The 19478-nt window shown below is 70.2% G+C and carries 23 protein-coding genes; 17 read left to right on the plus strand and 6 right to left on the minus strand.

Annotated features, from left to right (window positions below):
* Positions 1 to 35: 35 nt before the first annotated feature.
* Together lipA and lipB are read right to left on the minus strand one after the other, a co-directional pair.
* Positions 36 to 1070: a lipoyl synthase gene (lipA, locus tag ASF76_RS05310; protein ID WP_200936082.1), complete on the minus strand. Its 1035-nt coding sequence runs from the start codon at positions 1068 to 1070 to the stop codon at positions 36 to 38.
* The gene (gene lipB / locus ASF76_RS05315; protein WP_055954097.1) at positions 1067 to 1705 is read right to left on the minus strand and encodes a lipoyl(octanoyl) transferase LipB; all 639 of its coding nucleotides are present in this window, start codon (positions 1703 to 1705) and stop codon (positions 1067 to 1069) included. The genes lipA and lipB overlap by 4 nt, the downstream gene beginning before the upstream one ends.
* Positions 1706 to 1769: 64 nt before the next feature.
* Between lipB and ASF76_RS05320 the strand changes: the two genes are divergently transcribed.
* Positions 1770 to 2318: a TetR/AcrR family transcriptional regulator gene (locus tag ASF76_RS05320; protein ID WP_055954100.1), complete on the plus strand. Its 549-nt coding sequence runs from the start codon at positions 1770 to 1772 to the stop codon at positions 2316 to 2318.
* A 205-nt stretch (positions 2319 to 2523) separates the two neighbouring features.
* Positions 2524 to 4068: a signal recognition particle protein gene (gene ffh, locus ASF76_RS05325; RefSeq protein ID WP_055954103.1), complete on the plus strand. Its 1545-nt coding sequence runs from the start codon at positions 2524 to 2526 to the stop codon at positions 4066 to 4068.
* Positions 4069 to 4090: 22 nt separating this feature from the next.
* On the opposite strand, the gene ASF76_RS05330 is transcribed toward ffh, so the two are convergent.
* Complete coding sequence (locus ASF76_RS05330) at positions 4091 to 4825, minus strand: SGNH/GDSL hydrolase family protein (protein WP_055954107.1); 735 nt, start codon at positions 4823 to 4825, stop codon at positions 4091 to 4093.
* A 48-nt stretch (positions 4826 to 4873) separates the two neighbouring features.
* Complete coding sequence (locus tag ASF76_RS05335; protein ID WP_055954110.1) at positions 4874 to 6037, minus strand: glutamate--cysteine ligase; 1164 nt, start codon at positions 6035 to 6037, stop codon at positions 4874 to 4876.
* Between the two features lie 233 nt (positions 6038 to 6270).
* On the opposite strand from ASF76_RS05335, the gene rpsP reads away from it, so the two are divergent.
* Genes rpsP through trmD form a run of 4 tightly spaced genes read left to right on the plus strand, consistent with a single transcriptional unit; the run spans position 6271 to position 8276 of the window.
* Positions 6271 to 6687: a 30S ribosomal protein S16 gene (gene rpsP / locus ASF76_RS05340; protein WP_055954113.1), complete on the plus strand. Its 417-nt coding sequence runs from the start codon at positions 6271 to 6273 to the stop codon at positions 6685 to 6687.
* Between the two features lie 5 nt (positions 6688 to 6692).
* Positions 6693 to 6923, plus strand: a complete 231-nt coding sequence (locus ASF76_RS05345) for an RNA-binding protein (protein ID WP_055954116.1) — start codon at positions 6693 to 6695, stop codon at positions 6921 to 6923.
* Positions 6923 to 7585, plus strand: a complete 663-nt coding sequence (gene rimM, locus ASF76_RS05350) for a ribosome maturation factor RimM (RefSeq protein ID WP_055954119.1) — start codon at positions 6923 to 6925, stop codon at positions 7583 to 7585. Before ASF76_RS05345 ends, rimM begins: the two co-directional genes overlap by 1 nt.
* A gap of 1 nt (position 7586) precedes the next feature.
* Positions 7587 to 8276 (plus strand): tRNA (guanosine(37)-N1)-methyltransferase TrmD, encoded by a 690-nt coding sequence (gene trmD, locus ASF76_RS05355; protein WP_055954122.1) that lies wholly within the window; start codon positions 7587 to 7589, stop codon positions 8274 to 8276.
* A 204-nt stretch (positions 8277 to 8480) separates the two neighbouring features.
* Here the strand turns inward: trmD and map are convergent, their stop codons facing one another.
* Positions 8481 to 9263 (minus strand): type I methionyl aminopeptidase, encoded by a 783-nt coding sequence (gene map / locus ASF76_RS05360; protein WP_055954125.1) that lies wholly within the window; start codon positions 9261 to 9263, stop codon positions 8481 to 8483.
* Between the two features lie 115 nt (positions 9264 to 9378).
* Here map and ASF76_RS05365 point away from each other — a divergent pair, with 115 nt between their 5' ends.
* The 10 genes from ASF76_RS05365 to ASF76_RS05410 all read left to right on the plus strand — a co-directional run bounded on the left by ASF76_RS05365 (position 9379) and on the right by ASF76_RS05410 (position 17612).
* Entirely contained in the window at positions 9379 to 9870 is a 492-nt protein-coding gene (locus ASF76_RS05365) for a hypothetical protein (protein WP_055954127.1), read from the plus strand.
* A gap of 174 nt (positions 9871 to 10044) precedes the next feature.
* Positions 10045 to 10392: a 50S ribosomal protein L19 gene (gene rplS / locus ASF76_RS05370; protein ID WP_055955342.1), complete on the plus strand. Its 348-nt coding sequence runs from the start codon at positions 10045 to 10047 to the stop codon at positions 10390 to 10392.
* 144 nt (positions 10393 to 10536) lie between these two features.
* Positions 10537 to 11286 carry a signal peptidase I gene (lepB, locus tag ASF76_RS05375; protein WP_055955347.1) on the plus strand — a complete coding sequence of 250 codons (750 nt, stop codon included), beginning with the start codon at positions 10537 to 10539 and terminating at the stop codon, positions 11284 to 11286.
* Entirely contained in the window at positions 11283 to 11936 is a 654-nt protein-coding gene (locus ASF76_RS05380; RefSeq protein WP_055954130.1) for a ribonuclease HII, read from the plus strand. Before lepB ends, ASF76_RS05380 begins: the two co-directional genes overlap by 4 nt.
* A 169-nt stretch (positions 11937 to 12105) precedes the next feature.
* Positions 12106 to 12426 carry a DUF2469 family protein gene (locus ASF76_RS05385; protein ID WP_055954133.1) on the plus strand — a complete coding sequence of 107 codons (321 nt, stop codon included), beginning with the start codon at positions 12106 to 12108 and terminating at the stop codon, positions 12424 to 12426.
* 91 nt (positions 12427 to 12517) lie between these two features.
* Positions 12518 to 12880 carry a YraN family protein gene (locus ASF76_RS05390; protein ID WP_055954136.1) on the plus strand — a complete coding sequence of 121 codons (363 nt, stop codon included), beginning with the start codon at positions 12518 to 12520 and terminating at the stop codon, positions 12878 to 12880.
* Positions 12877 to 14400, plus strand: coding sequence for a YifB family Mg chelatase-like AAA ATPase (locus ASF76_RS05395; protein ID WP_055954139.1), 1524 nt, complete (start codon positions 12877 to 12879; stop codon positions 14398 to 14400). The genes ASF76_RS05390 and ASF76_RS05395 overlap by 4 nt, the downstream gene beginning before the upstream one ends.
* On the plus strand, positions 14397 to 15572 hold the full coding sequence (gene dprA / locus ASF76_RS05400; protein ID WP_055954143.1) for a DNA-processing protein DprA: 1176 nt from the start codon (positions 14397 to 14399) through the stop codon (positions 15570 to 15572). Before ASF76_RS05395 ends, dprA begins: the two co-directional genes overlap by 4 nt.
* A 97-nt stretch (positions 15573 to 15669) precedes the next feature.
* Positions 15670 to 16635 (plus strand): tyrosine recombinase XerC, encoded by a 966-nt coding sequence (locus ASF76_RS05405; protein WP_055954145.1) that lies wholly within the window; start codon positions 15670 to 15672, stop codon positions 16633 to 16635.
* Between the two features lie 389 nt (positions 16636 to 17024).
* Positions 17025 to 17612 (plus strand): DUF3060 domain-containing protein, encoded by a 588-nt coding sequence (locus ASF76_RS05410; RefSeq protein WP_156459153.1) that lies wholly within the window; start codon positions 17025 to 17027, stop codon positions 17610 to 17612.
* 74 nt (positions 17613 to 17686) lie between these two features.
* Here ASF76_RS05410 and ASF76_RS05415 read toward each other — a convergent pair whose 3' ends face one another.
* Positions 17687 to 18160: a murein hydrolase activator EnvC family protein gene (locus tag ASF76_RS05415; protein WP_055954151.1), complete on the minus strand. Its 474-nt coding sequence runs from the start codon at positions 18158 to 18160 to the stop codon at positions 17687 to 17689.
* 304 nt (positions 18161 to 18464) lie between these two features.
* On the opposite strand from ASF76_RS05415, the gene rpsB reads away from it, so the two are divergent.
* Positions 18465 to 19415, plus strand: coding sequence for a 30S ribosomal protein S2 (gene rpsB, locus ASF76_RS05420; RefSeq protein ID WP_055954155.1), 951 nt, complete (start codon positions 18465 to 18467; stop codon positions 19413 to 19415).
* Positions 19416 to 19478: the final 63 nt, after the last annotated feature.

The following is a 19478-nucleotide window of genomic DNA, read 5'->3' on the forward strand; positions in this document are numbered from 1 at the left end:
CGACCCGTCGCCGAGGATCGGCCCTCTCGCCGCCCTCACACCGCCTGGGCGAAACCGGCGTCGGCGTCCACGATGTCCTTCGCGAGGTGCGCGAGGTGGGGCGGGATCTGCTGCCCCTTCGACACCATCGACTGCGCCCACAGGCGCCCCGCGCGGTACGACGAGCGCACGAGGGGACCGGCGAGCACGCCGAGGAACCCGATGCGCTCGGCCTCTTCTTTGAACTCGACGAACTCCGCGGGCTTCACCCAGCGCTGCACGGGGAGGTGACGGGGAGTGGGACGCAGATACTGCGTGATCGTGATGATGTCGGTGCCCGCGGCGCGCAGGTCTTCGAGGGCCTGAACGACCTCTTCGGGTTCCTCGCCCATGCCGAGGATGAGATTCGACTTGGTGATGAGGCCGGCGTCGCGGGCGGCGCTCAGCACGCCGAGGGAGCGCTCGTAGCGGAAGGCCGGACGGATGCGCTTGAAGATGCGAGGAACCGTCTCGACGTTGTGCGCGAACACCTCGGGACGCGACGAGAAGACCTCTTCCAGCAGCGCCGGGTTGCCCGAGAAGTCGGTCGCGAGGATCTCGACGCCCGTGCCGGGGTTCTCGGCGTGGATGCGCCGCACCGTCTCGGCGTGGAGCCACGCCCCCTCGTCGGGCAGGTCGTCGCGCGCGACGCCGGTGACGGTCGCGTATCGCAGCTGCATCCGGGTCACGCTCTCGGCGACACGACGCGGCTCGTCGGTGTCGTAGTCGGCGGGTTTGCCGGTGTCGATCTGGCAGAAGTCGCAGCGGCGCGTGCACTGGGAGCCGCCGATGAGGAAGGTCGCCTCGCGGTCCTCCCAGCACTCGAAGATGTTCGGGCAGCCCGCCTCCTGGCAGACCGTGTGCAGATCCTCGGTCTTCACCAGGTTCTGCAGGGCGGTGTACTCGGGGCCCATCTTGGCCTTGGTCTTGATCCACTCGGGCTTGCGCTCGATGGGGGTCTCGGCGTTGCGCACCTCGAGGCGCAGCAGCTTCCGCCCGTTGGGGGCGGTGGATGCCGCGGCTCCCGTGTTGCCGGTTCCGCGGGCGCTCACGCGGCCACCGCCGCGTACTCGGCGCGGAACACCCGCTCGATGGAGGGAACGAGGTCGGCGGGGGAGACGTCGGCACCGACCACCTCGCTGACGGTCGTGACCCCGGCATCCGAGATCCCGCAGGGGACGATGTGCCGGAAGCCGGCGAGCGAGTTGTCGCAGTTGACCGCGAAGCCGTGCATGGTCACTCCCTTCTCGACGCGGACGCCGATGGCCGCGACCTTGTCGACACCGAGCGGTCGCTTCACCCAGACGCCGCTGCGTCCCTCGACCCGGAAGCCGTCGACGCCGTGCACGCGCAGCGCGTCGATCAGCAGAGCCTCGAGCCGGCGCACGTGAGCGACGACGTCGATCGGTTCGGGTAGCCGCACGATCGGGTAGCCGACCAGCTGCCCGGGTCCGTGCCACGTGATCTTGCCGCCGCGGTCGACGTCGATGACGGGGGTGCCGTCGTCGGGTCGCTCGTGCGCTTCGGTGCGCTTGCCGGCGGTGTAGACGGCCTCGTGCTCGAGGAGCAGCAGCGTGTCGGGCCGCTCGTCGGCGACGACGTCGGCGTGAACGCGCCGCTGGTGGGCCCACCCGTCGAGGTAGGGCACATAAAGCGGAGCGAGGCCCGCGTGGTGGATGTCGATCATCGACCGCCTCCGATGTTGGATTGCGTCCAACAATACACGCAGGGGACCCGTCTAATCTGAATCGGTGACCCCCGAACCGCGCAGCGGACGTCCGCGCTCCTCCTCGAGAGAGGTGCTGTCCGAGGCGGCGTGCGAGCTGTTCCTCGAACAGGGCTACGACGCCACCAGCGTCTCCGACATCACGCGCCGCGCGGGGGTGAGCCGCTCGAGCTTCTTCAACTACTTCGCGGCCAAGAGCGACGTGCTGTGGTCGGGCTTCGACGAGCAGGTCGCCGCAGGCGTGGCGCTCCTCCACGATGGCGCTGACATCGTCGCTGCCCTGGCGATGATCGGCCGCGGACTGACGCCCGACGCCCTCGCCCTGGCGATCACCAATGCCGATGCCATGGGCATCGCCGCCGAGCTCGACCGTGATCGCGCCGTGCGGCAGTTCCGTCTGCAGCAGCACGTCGTGGCCCGCTTCGGGCGAGACGGGATGCCGCGACTGCTCGCCGAGGTCCGCGCGGGCGCGCTCGCGGCCGCTGTGCTGGCGGCGGTCTGGTCGTGGGCGGACCGCACCGCGACGGGGCGACCCCTCGACGAGGTGCTCGCCGAGGCACTCGCCCTCGTCTGACGCGCCGCGCTCGCCCCTCCGGCGTCGTGCGCGTGCCTCTCCGCACGGTGCCGGGTTGCGTTTACGTGGCGTCAATCATTCGCGTGAGGTCAGTGGCATCCGGGGCCGTCGGGCTGAGGTCGTGCGGATCGCGGAGGTCGTGCGGTGCGGCACGGCCGGAAGGACGGCAGCGGTCATCGCGGAGCCCGCGTAAACTCGTCACATCATGGCGACTTTCGGCACCCTCTCCGACCGGCTCACAGAGACCTTCCGCAACCTCCGGAAGAAGGGCCAGCTCACTCCCGCCGACGTCGACGGGACGGTGCGTGAGATCCGCCGAGCCCTCCTCGACGCCGACGTGGCGCTGCCCGTCGTCAAGGAGTTCACTGCCGCAATCCGCGAGCGAGCCCTCGGCGACGAGGTCAACCGCGCCCTGAACCCGGCGCAGCAGGTCGTGCAGATCGTCAATGACGAGCTCATCGGCATCCTGGGCGGTCAGCAGCGACGCCTGCAGTTCGCCAAGAACCCGCCCACGGTCATCATGCTCGCGGGTCTCCAGGGCTCCGGAAAGACGACCTTCGCGGGGAAGCTCGCGAAGATGCTCGAGAAAGACGGGCACACCCCGCTGCTGGTCGCCTGCGACCTCCAGCGCCCCAACGCCGTGAACCAGCTGCAGGTCGTCGCCGAGCGCGCGGGAGCGGCGATCTACGCCCCCGAGCCCGGCAACGGTGTGGGCGACCCGGTCAAGGTCGCGCGCGACGGCGTCGCCCACGCCACGCGCCAACAGCACGACATCGTCATCATCGACACCGCCGGCCGCCTCGGCGTGGACGCCGAGCTGATGAAGCAGGCCTCCGACATCCGCAAGGCGACGCAGCCCGACGAGGTGCTGTTCGTCATCGACGCGATGATCGGTCAAGACGCGGTGAACACCGCGAAGGCCTTCCAGGACGGCGTCGATTTCACCGGCGTCGTGCTGTCGAAGCTCGACGGTGACGCCCGCGGTGGTGCGGCCCTCTCGGTCGCCTCGGTCACCGGCCGCCCGATCATCTTCGCCTCGACGGGTGAGGGCCTCGACGATGTCGAGCCGTTCTACCCCGACCGCATGGCATCCCGCATCCTCGACCTCGGTGACATCCTCACCCTGATCGAGCAGGCGCAGTCGGCGTTCGACGAGGCCGAGGCGATGGCGGTCGCCGAGAAGCTGGCGACCGAGACGTTCACGCTCGAAGACTTCCTGCAGCAGATGCAGCAGATGAAGAAGATGGGCTCCATGAAGAAGATGCTCGGGATGCTCCCGGGCATGGGAAACATGAAGCAGCAGCTCGAAGACTTCGACGAGCGCGAAATCGATCGCACCGAGGCGATCATCCGCTCGATGACCCTCGTCGAGCGACGCAACCCCAAGATCCTCAACGGCTCCCGTCGCCTGCGCATCGCGCGCGGCTCGGGCATGACCGTCACCGACGTCAACCAGCTCGTGCAGCGCTTCGACCAGGCCGCCAAGATGATGAAGACCGTCGCCCGCGGCGGTGTGCCCAACATCCCCGGTATGGGTCCGGTCGGCGGCAAGCCCGGCGCGTCGTCGAAGCGCGGCAAGCAGCAGAAGGCGAAGGGCTCGCGCTCCGGCAATCCCGCCAAGCGCGCGGCCGAGAACGCCGGCATCGCTGCGGCAGCACCCGCGACGGGTTCCGGCTTCGGCCTGGGCGGTCAGGCGGTTCCGAGCGAGGCCGACCTCGCCGAACTGCAGAAGATGCTCGGCAAGGGCTGACCGGCCTCCGCCGCATCCGATCTCAGGGCAGCACCGCGGCGCCCTGCAGGGCGGACGACACCGCCGCTTCGATCGCCCGCTGCCCGCCGGCGGTCGGGTGCACGTCGTCGCTCTGCAACCACTCGGGATGTCCGACGAGCGGCTGACCGATGTCGATGTACGTGCCGCCGACCGCCTCGACGGCGTCGCGCAGCGCGTCGGAGGTGACCGCGGTGTCGTCGGGTACCTCGGGATCGTCGTTCCAGATGGTGCTGAGGGCGACGATGAGCGCGTCCGGCGCGGCCTCGTGCAGGCGCTCGACGGTGTCGGCGGTCTCGAAGCGGATCTCGTCGGGGTCCTGCCAGAAATCGTTGCTGGACGACTGCACGATCACCAGGTCGGGCTGCAGGGCGGCCACCGCGGGCACGAGCCCGGCGTACGGCGTTCCGCAATCGCCCTCCACCACGAAGCCCATTCCGGGGCAGGCGAGGTTGACGAGTGAGAGGTGGGTCCGCTGGGCGAGCAGCCGCGGCCATGCGTCCCGCGCCGGGAGCCCGAAGCCCGACATCACCGAGTCGCCGAGAGTGACCACCCGCTCAGAGGGGGTTGCACTCGTCGACGGTGCGGGGGAGGGGGATGCCGCGAGCTGCGCCGGCAGGAGTCGCGGGGTGGCGGAGTCGGCGGTCACGGGCACGGCCGCGCACCCGGCGACCAGGGCCACGACCACGGCTGCGAGGGCCGTCAGCGAGACAGCCGGAGCGCTGCGTCCCGAGATCATGCCGCGATCCTACGAGCGGTCGCCTATGAGCCAGCGTCGAAAGACGACTCAGACACGCAGGGCTGCCAGGTGCTCGCGCAGCGTCGGGCCGCCGCGGAATTCGCGGATCAGGTGCTGGACGACCTCCCGCAGGTCGCCGTCGGCGGCCTCGGCCACCGCGATCTGACGCGCCGAGCTACCGCCGGTGGCGAGGATGGTCTCGAGGCTCGCGAACTCCCTCGCGCACTTCAGCTCCAGCGCGATGTCGGCGAGTTCTTCCATCGTCTCGCGCAGGTGCTCCACGACCGGGCGCTGCGTTCCCGCGCGGTCGACGATCACCCGGGCATCGAGGCCGTACCGGGCGGCGCGCCACTTGTTCTCGCGGGCGTACCAGGGCGGGATGCCGGGCAGCTCACGCCCCTCGTCGAGGAGACGTGAGAAGTGCTCGACGAGTGTCTGTGCGAGAGCGGCGACGGCCGCGAGCTCGGGCAGGGTCGACATGCCGTCGCACGCGCGGATCTCCACCGTGCCCCACTTCGGCGCCGGACGGATGTCCCAGCGCACCTCGCTGGCATCCGCCATCACCCCTGTGCGCACCATGTCGTCGAGATAGTCCTCGAACTCGCCCCAGCTGCCGAGCTGCCAGGGCAGGCCCGCGGTGGGGAGCTGCTGGAACACGAGTGCGCGGTTCGACGCGTAGCCGGTGCGTTCGCCGGCCCAGAAGGGGCTGGAGGCCGACAGCGCCTGCAGGTGGGGGAGGTACACGTTCAGGGCGTTGACGATCGGCATCACCTTCTCGACGTCGTCGACGCCGATGTGCACGTGGATGCCCCAGATCATCATGTTCCGCCCCCACCACTGGGTGCGCTCGATGAGGGTGTGGTAGCGCGTCTTGTCGGTGACCTGCTGGTCGAACCACTGCGCGAACGGGTGGCTGCCGGCGCACAGGATCTCGACTCCGCGCGGCTCGGTCTGCTCGCGCAGGGCGCCGATGGCATCCGCGATGTCGTCGACCGCCTCGGCGACCGTGTGCCCGACGCCGCTGGTGACCTCGACCGTGTTCGTCAGCAGTTCGCCGGTGACGGTGAAGCGTTCGAGCGCGGTCTTGTCCTCGAGATGCTCGAGGATCTCAGGAGCGCGGGGGACGAGATCGCCCGTCTCGCGATCGGCGAGCATGAGCTCCCACTCCAGACCCACGGACGAACGCGTCGATGCAGCGAACGGCAGCCTCATGCGGCCCAGTCTGACACGGTGCCCTCGCAGGGAGACGCTCCGCTACTCTGCGCGACGTTCCGTGTCGTTTCGCTTCACCTGTCACGGTGAGGCGAAAGGATCTGGCAGAATAGAGGGTCGGACCCACCACTCGACCCTCTATCCAGTGGCGGTCCCCCCTTTTGAGCTTCCGCCGGGTGTGCACCCCACGCTCCAGGCGTTCGGTTCGTTCATTTTCATCATCAGGAGTCATCGTGGCTGTCAAGATCCGTCTCAAGCGCCTCGGAAAGATCCGCGCGCCCTACTACCGCATCGTCGTCGCCGACTCGCGCACCAAGCGCGATGGTCGTGTCATCGAGGAGATCGGCAAGTACCACCCGACCGAGGAGCCCTCGTTCATCGAGGTCGACTCGGAGCGGGCGCAGTACTGGCTGTCGGTGGGCGCGCAGCCCACCGAGCAGGTCGCCGCCATCCTCAAGCTCACGGGCGACTGGGGCAAGTTCAAGGGCGACGCGAACGCCGTCTCCACCGTCAAGGTGCGCGAGCCCAAGGCCGCGTTCGAGGTCGACGCCTCGAAGAAGTCGGTCGTGAAGCCCAAGGCCGAGAAGAAGGCCGCCGAGGCCCCCGCCGAGGCGCCCGCTGAGGACGCCGCCGAGACCTCGGCCGAGTAATCCTCGTGCTGTCTGCCGCGCTCGAACACGTCGTCAAGGGGATCGTCGATCACCCGGATGACGTGACCATCCGTTCCAGCACCTCTCCTCGCGGAGACGTGCTGGAGGTTCGCGTGCACCCCGATGACCGGGGTCGCGTGATCGGGCGCGGCGGACGCACCGCCAAGGCGCTGCGCACGCTCATCACCGCTCTGGCCGATGGTCGTCGCGTGCGCGTCGACGTCGCCGACGACTGATGGCGACCGGCGACGTGGCGGGCGCGCAGCCCGCCAACACCCAGCTCCGCGTCGGACGACTCGTCAAGGCCCACGGCCTGAAGGGCGCGTTCAAGCTCGAGTTGTACACCGACGACCCCGACGGGCGCTTCGTCGCGGGCAGCTCCTTCACCCTGCAGGTTCCCGAGTCCTCGCCGTGGCATGGCCGCGAGCTGACGGTCCGCGAGTTCCGCTGGATGAACTCCCACCCGGTCGTCTTCTTCGAAGGCGTCGATGACCGTTCGTCGGCCGAGGCCCTCGTGAAGGCGATCCTGTGGATCGACCAAGACACCGAGGCCGCCCCGACCGAGGAAGACGCCTGGTACGACCACCAGTTGGTCGGTCTCGACGTCGTCCGCGACGGTGCCGTCATCGGCCGGGTCGCGCGGGTCGATCACTTCCCCGCGCAAGACCTTCTGATCGTCCGCCCCTCCGGTGAAGACCGCGAGGTGCTCGTGCCCTTCGTGAGCGCCATCGTGCCCGAGGTCGACATCGCCGGTGGCCGTGTCGTCGTGACCCCGCCCGCGGGGCTCTTCGAAGATCTCCCGGCCGAGGCCGACGACGAGCCCGAGCCGGCCGACGTCGATTCGGCTGCGTCCGATCCCGCCGCGTCCGAGGCGGACTCCGACACCCGCGAGGACTGACGTGCGCATCGACGTCGTGTCGATCTTCCCCACGATCTTCGACGCCCTCGAGGTGTCGCTCTTGGGCAAGGCTCGGCAGAGCGGTCTGCTCGACGTGCATGTGCACGACTTGCGCGCGTTCACCCACGACCGCCACCGCACCGTCGACGACACGCCCTATGGCGGTGGTGCCGGCATGGTGATGAAGCCCGAACCCTGGGGTGAGGCCCTCGATGCCGTGACGCGTGACGCGGTCGCGCGCCCGGTCATCGTCTTCCCCTCGCCCGCCGGTGAGCGCTTCACGCAGGCCACCGCCCGTGAGCTCTCGGTCGCGCCGCACCTCGTCTTCGGCTGCGGGCGGTACGAGGGCATCGACGAGCGCGTGTTCGACTACGCCGCGGAGCTCGGCGACGTGCGTCTGCTCAGCCTGGGCGACTACGTGCTCAACGGGGGAGAGGTCGCCGTCATGGCGATGGTCGAGGCGATCGGTCGCCTCATCCCCGGCGTCGTCGGAAATCCCGAGAGCCTGGTCGAAGAATCACACGAGGACGGCCTCCTCGAGTACCCCTCGTTCACGAAGCCCGCCCTCTGGCGGGAGCGCGAGGTGCCGCCCGTGCTCTTGAGCGGGAACCACGGTGCGGTGGCTGCGTGGCGACGCGAGCAGCAGCTCGTGCGCACGCGCGAGCGTCGGCCCGACCTGCTGCCCGACTGATCGCTGGGCGCGACCACAGCGCTGCGGCATCCGGGATGGCCGGCACCGTCGGGCGTACGCCGATCTCGCAGAGCGGCGGTCTCCTCGCAGCTCCTGACGCGTAATCTGCGAGAAGCGTGCGCTTCTCCGAGCGTCCGCGGCGCAGGGCGAGCCGGACGTGACGGATGCCGCGACCTCGAGGCCGCGGCATCCGGTCTCTCGAGGTCAGTCGACGCCGAGGAACGAGCGGTCGGTCAGCACGATGGGCCCCTCGGGCGTGATCGCGACGGTGTGCTCGGAGTGCGAGCCCCGCGATCCGTCGGCGCTGCGCAGCGTCCAGCCGTCGGGGTCGGTGATCAGTTCGTCGGTCGTGTGCAGGAACCATGGCTCGAGCGCAACGACCAGGCCCGCCCGCAGCGGATAGCCGCGTCCCGCTTTGCCGTCGTTGGCGACGTGCGGGTCGCCGTGCATGGTGCGCCCGACGCCGTGTCCGCCGAAGTCGGTGTTGATCGAGAGGCCCTCGGCGTGCGCGACGGCGGCGATGGCGGCGGAGATGTCGCCGATCTTGTGTCCGACGGTCGCGGCGTCGATGGCCGCGGCGAGAGCGCGCTGGGTGGTGTCGATGAGCGCGAGGTCTTCGTCGCGGGCGGTGCCGACCACGAACGAGACCGCGGAATCGGTGACCCAGCCGTCGACCGAGGCCGCGAAGTCGAGCGAGACGAGGTCGCCGTCGCGCAGCACGTAGTCGTGGGGGAGGCCGTGCAGGACCGCGTCGTTGATCGAGGTGCACAGCACCTTGCCGAACGGGCTCGCGCCGAACGACGGGTGGTAGTCGATGTAGCAGGACTCGGCGCCGGCCTTCCGGATCATGTCGTGTGCGCGACGGTCGAGGTGCAGCAGGTTGGTGCCCACCTTGGTCTCGTCGCGGAGCGTCGCCAGCACCTCCGCGACGAAGCGCCCCGCGGGTCGCATCGCATCGATCTCGGCCGGCGTACGCAGTTCGATCATGGGTGAATCCTCTCGTGGAACCTCTATTCTCCCCGATCAAGGCCGGTTGCCGTGGTGCCGTCGCACCATTGCATTCTCAAAGGCCCCGCACATCGGCGCGCTCTAGCATCGCCTCATGGTGCTGCGCCGACTGTTCCTCCGCTGGTTGTTCCCCGCCGCCTTCGTCCTGCCGCTCTGGCTCTTCGTCGGGTGGATCGTGTTCTCGGGCGGTAGCGGGTGGGCGCTGCTGTGGTTGTTCGTGGCCGTGCCGGCGGTGTTCGTCTCCCAGCTGCTGCTGTCGCTGGTGATCCGCGCTCGCGCGAGCGTCCGCGAGACACGTGCGGTGTCGTGGCGCGATCTCGCCGGACTCGGCGTCTGGCACCTCGTGATCATCGCGCTCGGCATGTTCGACTCGCGGGTGTTCTTCCCGCTGCTCGTGCTGTCGATCGTCGGAGCCCTGCTGCTCTTCTGGTCATCTCTCGCGCAGCTGTGGAACGAAGCGCGCGGCGTGGTGACGGTGCTGCACACGACCGACGGCACGGCCTACATCCCGCCGACGACGGACCGCATGCAGCCGCCCGTGGCCGGCGAGGTCATCGTCGTTCCCGAGAACCGTCGCTCCGACTGACCCCTGGAGGGTCGACCGTTTTGGCAGGGCGGCTCCCGCGTGGCACAATGGACGATTGTGCCCTGACCGGCTCTGCCTCAGGGGAGTCATGTCGCATCCGCGGCCTCGGGCACGTCCCATCCTTTTCCCTTTTATCGTGCGATCGACCTGTGGCGGTCGCAGGAAGTGACGATCATGCAGATCCTCGACTCCGTCGACGCGGCCTCGCTCCGCTCCGACATCCCCACCTTCGGCCCCGGTGACACCGTCAAGGTGCACGTGAACATCGTCGAAGGTAGCCGCTCGCGTATTCAGGTCTTCCAGGGCGTCGTCATCGGCCGCTCGGGCGACGGCGTGCGCGAGACCTTCTGCGTCCGCAAGGTCAGCTTCCAGGTCGGCGTCGAGCGCACCTTCCCGGTCCACAGCCCCGTGATCGACCACATCGAGGTCGTCACCCGCGGTGACGTGCGTCGCGCGAAGCTCTACTACCTCCGCAGCCTCCGCGGCAAGAAGGCCAAGATCAAGGAGAAGCGCGACCGCTGAGTCGGCTCTCTCGAACGCCCCGTGGGATTCACCCACGGGGCGTTCGGCGTTTTCGCGGGCGACACGGTCAACGCGCGGCATCCGGGTGTGCGACCCTGGTCTGTGCGGTTCGGTCGGCGTGCGACCAACCCGGTGAAGGAACACATGAGCGACCAGACCGCCTCGACCCCGGATGCCACGGAAACCGCCGCTCCCGAGCGGCGTCGCCGCGGGTGGGGGGCCTTCTTCCGCGACCTGATCGTCATCATCGCCATCGCCCTGCTGGTGTCGTTCCTCGTCAAGACATTCGTGGTGCGGTCGTTCTACATCCCGTCGGCGTCGATGGAGAACACGCTGCTGATCAAGGACCGCATCCTCGTCGACGAACTGACCCCGCGGTTCGGGGAGTACTCCCGTGGAGACATCGTCGTGTTCCGCGATCCCGGCGGGTGGCTTCCCTCCCAGCCCACCGAGGAGCGGTCTCCGGTCGTCGAGGGAGCGGACTGGGTGCTCTCGCTGTTCGGCCTCTCGGCCCCCGACAGTGACGACCATCTGATCAAACGCGTGATCGGCACCGAGGGCGACCACGTGGTGTGCTGCAACGCCCTCGGGCAGACGACCGTCAACGGCGTCCCCATCGACGAGAGCTACGTGCGCCTCGCCCCGGGTGCGACGTCGCCCGAGCCGGTGCCCTACGACGTCACCGTGCCCGAGGGGTCGCTCTGGGTGCTCGGCGACAACCGCAACAGTTCGCGCGACTCGCGCTTCAACCAGGACCAGCCGAACAAGGGCTTCGTGCCCGTCGACAACGTCGTGGGCCGGGCGTTCCTCATCACCTGGCCGTTCACACGGTTCGGCCTGATCGACTTCCACCACGATGTGTTCGCGGGCGTTCCCGCGCCGCCCGAGCAGTGATCGAACCGACCCTCACCTTCGAGCGTCGCGTGCTGAAGCAGCACGCGATCGTCATCGCGTGCGACGAGGTCGGTCGCGGAGCCCTCGCCGGGCCCGTGGCGGTCGGGGCGGCCGTCATCGACCCCGCCCGCTCTCGCAAACGCGTGCCGGTGGGCCTGCGCGATTCGAAGCTCGTGCCCGAGGCGCGCCGACCCGAGGTGGCGGCGCGGGCCGCCGCTTTCGTGCAGCACAGTGCGGTGGGGTGGGCGAGTTCGGTCGAGATCGACGAGATCGGCATCATCCGGGCGCTCGGCCTCGCCGCCGTCCGGGCCATCGCCGACCTGCGTGCGCACGGCGTGGTGCCCGAAGAGGCGCTGGTGATCCTCGACGGCAACCACGACTACATCACCCCGGCCGGCGAGTCCGGCCTGAACGTCAAGCCCGTCATCAAGGCCGACCGCGACTGCGCGAGTGCGGCCGCGGCATCCGTCATCGCCAAGGTCGCACGCGACGCGCTGATGACGGGTTTGCACGACGACCTGCCCGCCTACGGCTGGGCGCGCAACAAGGGCTACGCCAGCCTCGACCATCGCGATGCGATCACGACGCACGGCATGAGCGTGCACCACCGCCACTCGTGGGCGATCGCGGCGGCGCCGACGCTGTTCTGACTGCGTGACCGGGCGGTGCGTCGACCGGCTCTGCAGTCGGCGGCACGGGTCGTCCGACCATCGTGTGTCTTTCTGCGCGCGCTTCGGCTGGTCGGGCATCTGGCGGACGCGCCCGGGCGTGCATCGTCGTGCCGCTCGGACCACGGTGCGCGCCTAGGATGGGAAGACCATGGATGACGACGTCTTCGAGGATTACGACCGCGAACTCGAGCTGGCCCTGTACCGCGAGTACCGCGATGTCGTGCGCCAGTTCACCTACGTGATCGAGACCGAGCGTCGGTTCTATCTCGCGAACGACGTCAACGTCGTGCGCCGCGACACCGAGCACGATTTCTACTTCGAGATCTCAATGACCGACGTGTGGGTCTGGGACATCTACCGCGCCGACCGTTTCGTGAAGTCGGTGCGAGTGCTCACGTTCAAGGACGTGAACGTCGAAGAGCTCTCGCGACACGATTTCCAGCTGCCCGACGAGCTGTCGCTCGACTGAGGTTCCTCCCCAGGGCGCATCTCGCTCAGCTCTCCACGGATGAGCTGAATCGGCCCGCGAGCCGGGGGACCCGGATGCCACGCTCTCGGGCATGGCAGCGAAAGACGACCTCGGCCGAGCCGGGGAAGACCGCGCCGTCTCCTACCTGACAGGTGACGGCTACCGCATCATCGCGCGCAATTGGCGGTGCACCCAGGGCGAGATCGACATCGTCGCGGAACGCGACGGGACGCTCGTCGTGGTGGAGGTGAAGACCAGGCGCAGCGAAGACTTCGGGCATCCGTTCGAGGCGATCGATAAGCGCAAGGCGACGCGCCTCTGGCGACTGGCGATGGCGTGGCTCGCGGCGCATCCGGATCTCGCGCGGGGGCGGCGGCTCCGCGTCGATGCGATCGGGCTGACCGGTGGCGACCCGGCCACGGCCCGCCTGGAGCACCTCGAGGACGCCCTGTGACCGTCGCGCGAACGTGGGCGGTGGCCCTCTCTGGCCTGCGCGGCGATCTCGTCGAGGTGGAGGCCGATGTCTCATCGCAGACGCCCGAGTTCTCCATCATCGGCCTGCCCGACAAGGCGCTCGGCGAAGCGGGGCGGCGCGTGCGCAACGCCTGCACCAATCGAGGTCTCGATCTGCCCAAGCGGCGGATCACGGTGAACCTCTCGCCGGCGAGCCTGCCGAAACGCGGATCCGGCTTCGACGTGGCCATCGCCGTGGCCGCTCTGGCGACGTCTGTGGAGATGGATGCCGCACGCGTCGCGACGACGGTCCACATCGGCGAGCTGGGTCTCGACGGACGGCTGCGTCCGGTTCCCGGCGTCCTGCCCTCTGTCATGGCGGCGCAGCGAGCCGGGCACGGCCGGGTCGTCGTCCCGACCGCCAACGCCGCCGAAGCCCGGCTCGTGGAGGGCATGGAGGTGTTCGCGGCCTCGTGTCTGGCCGAGGTCGTGCGCTGGCACGGCGGCCGCAGCGATGCGGCCGAGCTCGTCGCCGTGGAGGCGCCGAGGGATGCGGCCTCCGACGAGACCCTGCTCGACCTCGCCGACGTCGTCGGACAGCCCGAGGCTGTCGACGCACTCATCGTCGCGGCCGCTGGTGGCCACCACATCCTGATGAGCGGGCCGCCGGGCGCGGGCAAGACGATGCTCGCGCGTCGGCTCCCCGGCATCCTGCCGCCCCTCGATGACGATGCGGCGCTGTCGGTCGCCTCGGTCCGTTCACTCGCGGCCGACACCGTGACGCGGCTCTCACGCACGCCTCCCTTCGAGAGCCCGCACCACGGGGCGACGGCAGCAGCGCTCATCGGCGGCGGATCCGGTGTCGTCCGCCCCGGCGCGATAGCCCGCGCCAGCGACGGCGTGCTGTTCCTCGACGAGGGCGGCGAGTTCCCCGCCTCCGTGCTCGATGCACTGCGGCAGCCGCTCGAGAGCGGCACGATCCAGGTGCACCGGTCAGGTGTCGCGGCGACGTATCCCGCGCGGTTCCAGCTGGTGATCGCGACCAATCCGTGTCCCTGCGGCCAGTACGGCGTTCCCGGGGGAGCGTGCGAGTGCCCGCCGCAGGCGATCCGCCGGTACTCGCGTCGCCTGTCGGGTCCGCTCCTCGATCGCATCGACATCGACCTGCGACTGCAACGCGTGACGTCGGCCCGCCAAGAGGGTGACGCGCGAGTCGTCAGTTCCGCCGACGCGCGGAACCGGGTCGCCGAGGCGAGGGTGCGCGCCGCGCGGCGATGGTCGTCGACGGCTTGGCGCCGCAACGCCGATGTACCCGGCACGTGGCTGAGGGGGCCGGCAGCCCCGCCGCCGGAGGTGCTCCGGCCCCTCGACGTGGCACTGCGTCGCGGGGCGCTGACGCTCCGCGGCTACGACCGTCTGCTGCGGGTCGCGTGGACCGTCGCCGACCTCGCCGGTCACGACCGGCTGCGGCTCGATGACGTCGGGCGAGCGTTGTATCTCCGTCAGGGGGCGGGCGCGTGATCCCGATCGACGCGGCGACGGCGACGGTAGCGGTGCGGGGGCTTCGCGGTGACGATCAGACTCGCGCCCAAGATGCGTACGCGCGGGCGGTGTGGAGCGTGCTCGTCGAACCGGGTGACGGTGTGGCCGGGGCGCTCGTCGCCGAGCACGGAGCGATCGAGGCGCTGCGCCGAATCGACGATTCGGAGGATCCCGAGGTGCGCCGGGCGCGAGCTCGCTGGGCGCCGCGCGGGCAGCCGGGCGCCGTCGAAGCGGCGCTCGATGCGGCCCGGCGGTGCAGGGCATCGCTCGTGGTGCCCGGTGATGCCGCGTGGCCCACGCGTCTCGACGACCTCGGCGCGCACGCGCCGCTCGCGCTCTGGCGGCGGGGCGCGGTGACGGATGCCGAACGCCCCGCCGTCGCCCTGGTGGGCGCCCGCGCGTCTACGGCCTATGGCGAGGGTGTTGCAGTCGACCTGGCGGCAGATCTCGCCGCGGCGGGTGTCGCGGTCGTGTCCGGCGCCGCCTACGGCATCGACGGTGCCTGCCATCGAGCAGCCCTGTCTGCGGGTGGGGCGACGGTCGCCTTCCTCGCCGGAGGCGTCGATCGTCCCTACCCTCGCGGTCACGAGGCCCTTCTCTCTCAGATCGCCGCCACGGGGGCCGTGTGGAGCGAGACGCCATGCGGTGCCGCGCCGACGAAATGGCGCTTCCTCACGCGGAACAGGCTCATCGCGGCGATGGCCGACGCGGTCGTCGTGGTCGAAGCAGGATGGCGCAGTGGCTCGCTGAACACCGCCGCTCACGCCGCAACGCTCGGGCGCCCGCTCGGCGCGGTTCCGGGACCGGTGACAAGCGCCGCGTCGGCGGGGTGTCACCGCATCCTCCGCGAGTACGACGGCGTGTGCGTGACCTCGGCAGCCGACGTGCTGGAGATGCTCGGTGCCGGTGGGCCGCCGCCGCCGGCGGCAGCGGGGCAGGCACGAACCGACGCCACCACTCGTCTGCTCGACGCGCTGTCGTCGCGCACGGGACGCTCGCCCGACGAGGTCGCGCGCCGCAGCGGACTCGCGCCCGACGAAGCGGCCATCCTGCTGGGCTTCGCCGAGCTGGAAGGTCGGGTGCTCCGCGAGGACGACGGCACGTGGCGCACGATCGCGCGAGACGCGGCGGGCGGACGACGAACAGGCTAGGGGGTGCGGCGTCGCAGGCGGCGTGGGGACCGCTTCGTCTCGTGGGGTTTCGGCGCGTGGCGGACGCATTCGAGCGGCGTCGGGGCAGTCTGGACGAATGCGCACGTCTGAGGTCGTCGAGGGCTATCTCGCCCACGTCGCCGACGTGCGGCGCCTGTCGCCCGCAACGGTCCGCGCCTACCGGGCTGATCTCGCCGACCTCGTCCGAGCGATAGGCGACCGTGACATCTCCCACGTCGAGGTCGACGATCTGCGCGAGTGGCAGTGGCAGGCGACGAAAGCCGGGCAGGCGAAAGCGACGGCCGCCCGACGGACCTCGACCGTGCGGGGGATGTTCGGATGGGCCGCAGAGCAGGGGCTGGTAGAGGTCGACCCGTCGCAGCGGATGGTCTCGCCCAAGCGTGGTCGCACCCTGCCGACGGTGGCGACCGCCGCCGCTCTCGACGACGTACTCTCCGACGCCGCCGCGGCCGCGGAGAGCGGGGACGCGAACACCCTGCGCGACCACGCGATCCTCGAGGCGCTCTACGGCTCGGGTGCGCGGGTATCGGAGATCTGCGGGCTCGACCTCGACGACATCGATCACGAACGACGGACCCTTCGGTTGCGAGGAAAGGGCGACAAAGAGAGGGTGGTGCCGTTCGGTCTTCCAGCTGAGCGCGCCCTGCAGGCTTACCTCGTCCGAGGTCGTCCCGTGCTCGTGGCGCGCCGCCAGGCGGCCCTGCACGAGGGCCGTGGAGATGAGGCCGCGTCCGCACCGCGCCGGCTCGCGGCGACGGGTGATGCGCGCGCCGTGTTCCTGGGGGCGAGGGGGGCACGACTGGGTCCCCGGGCTGTTCACTCGCTCGTGTCACGGACGGTCGCTCCGCGTGTCGGCACCGACGTCCTCGGACCCCACGCCCTCCGTCATTCGGCGGCGACGCACCTGCTCGACGGGGGAGCCGACCTGCGCGCGGTCCAGGAGATCCTCGGGCACGCGAGCCTGGGCACCACGCAGATCTACACGCACGTGTCGGCTGAACGCCTGCGCGAGGCCTACCGGCTGGCGCACCCGCGCGCCTGAGGCAGAGCCGTCCTCACCTCCTGCGCGGACAGCGCACCCGCGCGCCTGGGGCAGAGCCCGTCCTCACCTCCCGCGCGGACAGCGCACCCGCGCGCCTGAGGCAGAGCCGTCCTCACCTCCTGCGCGGACAGCGCACCCGCGCGCCTGGGGCAGAGCCCGTCCTCACCTCCTGCGCGGGTAGCGCACCCGCGCGCCTGGGGCAGAGCCGTCCCCACGTTACGCGCGGCCGGCGCACCCGCCTGGCCCACCCCGGGCCGACGCCGTCCGGACTGTCTCGCCCCACGACCTCCGCGACCGAATCGACCCCGCATGGGCACACCCCATCCTGCCCACCCGTCGGGGGAGACGTCCCCCTGGTGAGCGCCTTCTTCCGGGCCTACCGTGAGGTCATGAACCGCCGTCTGCTCCCTTTCTTCGGCGTGGCGGCCCTCACCACCCTCCTGGCGGGGTGCATCTACGTCAGCGCCCCGCGACCGGCCGAATCGCGCCTGCCCCCGAGCCCCGACGGACAAGTCGCTCAGACCACGGCTCCATCGTCGACGGCGACCCCCCTCGCTCCCACGCCCGCGGCATCCTCACCGCCCGACGCCGACGCGCTCGACTGCGGCGACGGCAGTCGCACCGTATCGGGCGCCGAACAGTCGTTCCGCGTCACGGGTACCTGTACCGAGCTGACGGTCGCCGGCTCCGCGCTCAGGGTCGACGCGTCCGCGGCCACCGTGGGAACGCTCCGCATCTCGGGTGATCGCATCCGTGTGCAGGTCGCCGGCGCCGACGAGGTGATCGTCCAGGGAGACGACGGCGCGGTGATCTCGGCGGCCGGCATCGGACGCATCGAGATCGAGGGCGACCGCACGACCACCGAGGCGGCATCGGGTATCCCCTCGGTCACGGTTCGTGGGCACGACAACGTCGTCCGCTCCGGAGGTGGAGTCGGGTCGGCGGTCGTGTCGGGCAGCGGCAACAAGATCCGCTGACGACCCGGTACGTGCGCGAGCGACGTCGTCAGCGCGCCACCCCGTACGGCAGCGTCACCACGGGCCGCGGACCATCAGCAGCACGGGAGCAGGACCGCCCGCGGCACGCCACCGAGCAGCCGTAACGGGTTGACGTACTCCCCGTCCAGGCGCACCCCGAAGTGCAGCGTCCGCGGCGCGGTGTGCCCGCCCGCTGTGAGCCGACCGACCGGAGCCCCCCGCGCGACGGCATCGCCGACGGCGAGATCGGAGGCGACGGGCTCGAGCGTCGTCACCAGCCCGCCCCCGTGATCGATCGTCACCACCGGGCGACCGGCCACCTCGCCCGCGAACGCCACGTGCCCGTCGGCGGGGGAGCGGACGACCTCGCCGGATGAGAGATCGAGTCCCCGGTGGCCCGGTCCGTAGGCGTGGGCCGGAGCCTCGTAGGGCCGCACGACCTGGACGTGCTCGACGGGCCACACCCATCCGAGGTCGGCGAGTGGCTCCGGTGCCGCGAGAAGGAGCGCGGCGAGCACCGCGAAGGAACGGAGGGATGCCGACATCATCGAGGCAGTCTGCCGCGCGCGTTCTCCGGCGGGCCGCGCTCTCTACGCGGGTGGGGACCGGCACGCGGTGGGGAGGAGCGGTCCTGTATGCTGGGGGATGCATCCCGCATGTCGGGATGACTCCGCGTGCCCATTGCGCACCGCGTCGTTCTCGCGAATGACGCACCGCGCGGCATCCACACCCCATGGTCCTCCGCTCCGGCGGGTGGCGGGTGTGCGCCGGGCACCAGGCTCGTCAGGCGAACCGCTTGACGCGAACAACCACAACCACGGCGCGAAAGCGCTCAGAAACAGGAGTACGACCATGGCCGTCGTCACCATCCGCCAGCTGCTCGACAGCGGCGTTCACTTCGGACACCAGACCCGCCGGTGGAACCCGAAGGTGAAGCGCTTCATCCTCACGGAGCGCTCCGGCATCCACATCATCGACCTGCAGCAGTCGCTCGGGTACATCGACAAGGCGTACGAGTTCGTGAAGGAGACCGTCGCGCACGGCGGCACCATCCTCTTCGTCGGCACCAAGAAGCAGGCGCAAGAAGTCCTCGCCGAGCAGGCGACCCGCGTGGGCCAGCCCTACGTCAACCAGCGCTGGCTCGGTGGTCTCCTCACCAACTTCCAGACGGTGTCGAAGCGTCTCGCCCGCATGAAGGAGCTCGAGGAGCTCGACTACGAGAACCCGGCCGAGAGCGGCTTCACCAAGAAGGAGCTGCTGCTCAAGAAGCGCGAGCTCGACAAGCTGCACAAGTCGCTCGGTGGTATCCGCAACCTGCAGAAGACCCCGTCGGCCATCTGGGTCGTCGACGCCAAGCGCGAGCACCTCGCGGTCGACGAGGCCAAGAAGCTCGGCATCCCCGTGATCGGCATCCTCGACACCAACGCCGACCCCGACGAGTTCCAGTACCCGATCCCCGGTAACGACGACGCGATCCGCTCGGTGAGCCTGCTCACGCGCATCATCGCCGACGCCGCCGCCGAGGGCCTCATCCAGCGTCACCAGCCCGCCGGTGAGGACGAGGCCGCCGAGCCCCTCGCCGAGTGGGAGCGCGACCTGCTCGAGACGCCCGCCGAGACGAACGCCGAGACCACCGAGGCTGCAACGGAGTCGCCCGCCGACGCCGCCGGCGCCGAGGCTCACGACGAGACCGTCGCCGCCGAGTCGGGCGAGACCGCGACCGAGGTCGCCGACGCCGAGGCAACCGACGCCGTGGCAACCGACGCCGAGGCCGCTGACGCCGAGGCCACCGACAGCAAGTAAGCCGCGCGACGCCCGGTTCACCATCGCGTGAACGGTGCGTCACCCGCACAGGCTACGATCCGG

Origin of the sequence: Microbacterium sp. Leaf151 (assembly GCF_001424225.1) — a bacterium.
Classification (GTDB): Bacteria; Actinomycetota; Actinomycetes; order Actinomycetales; family Microbacteriaceae; genus Microbacterium.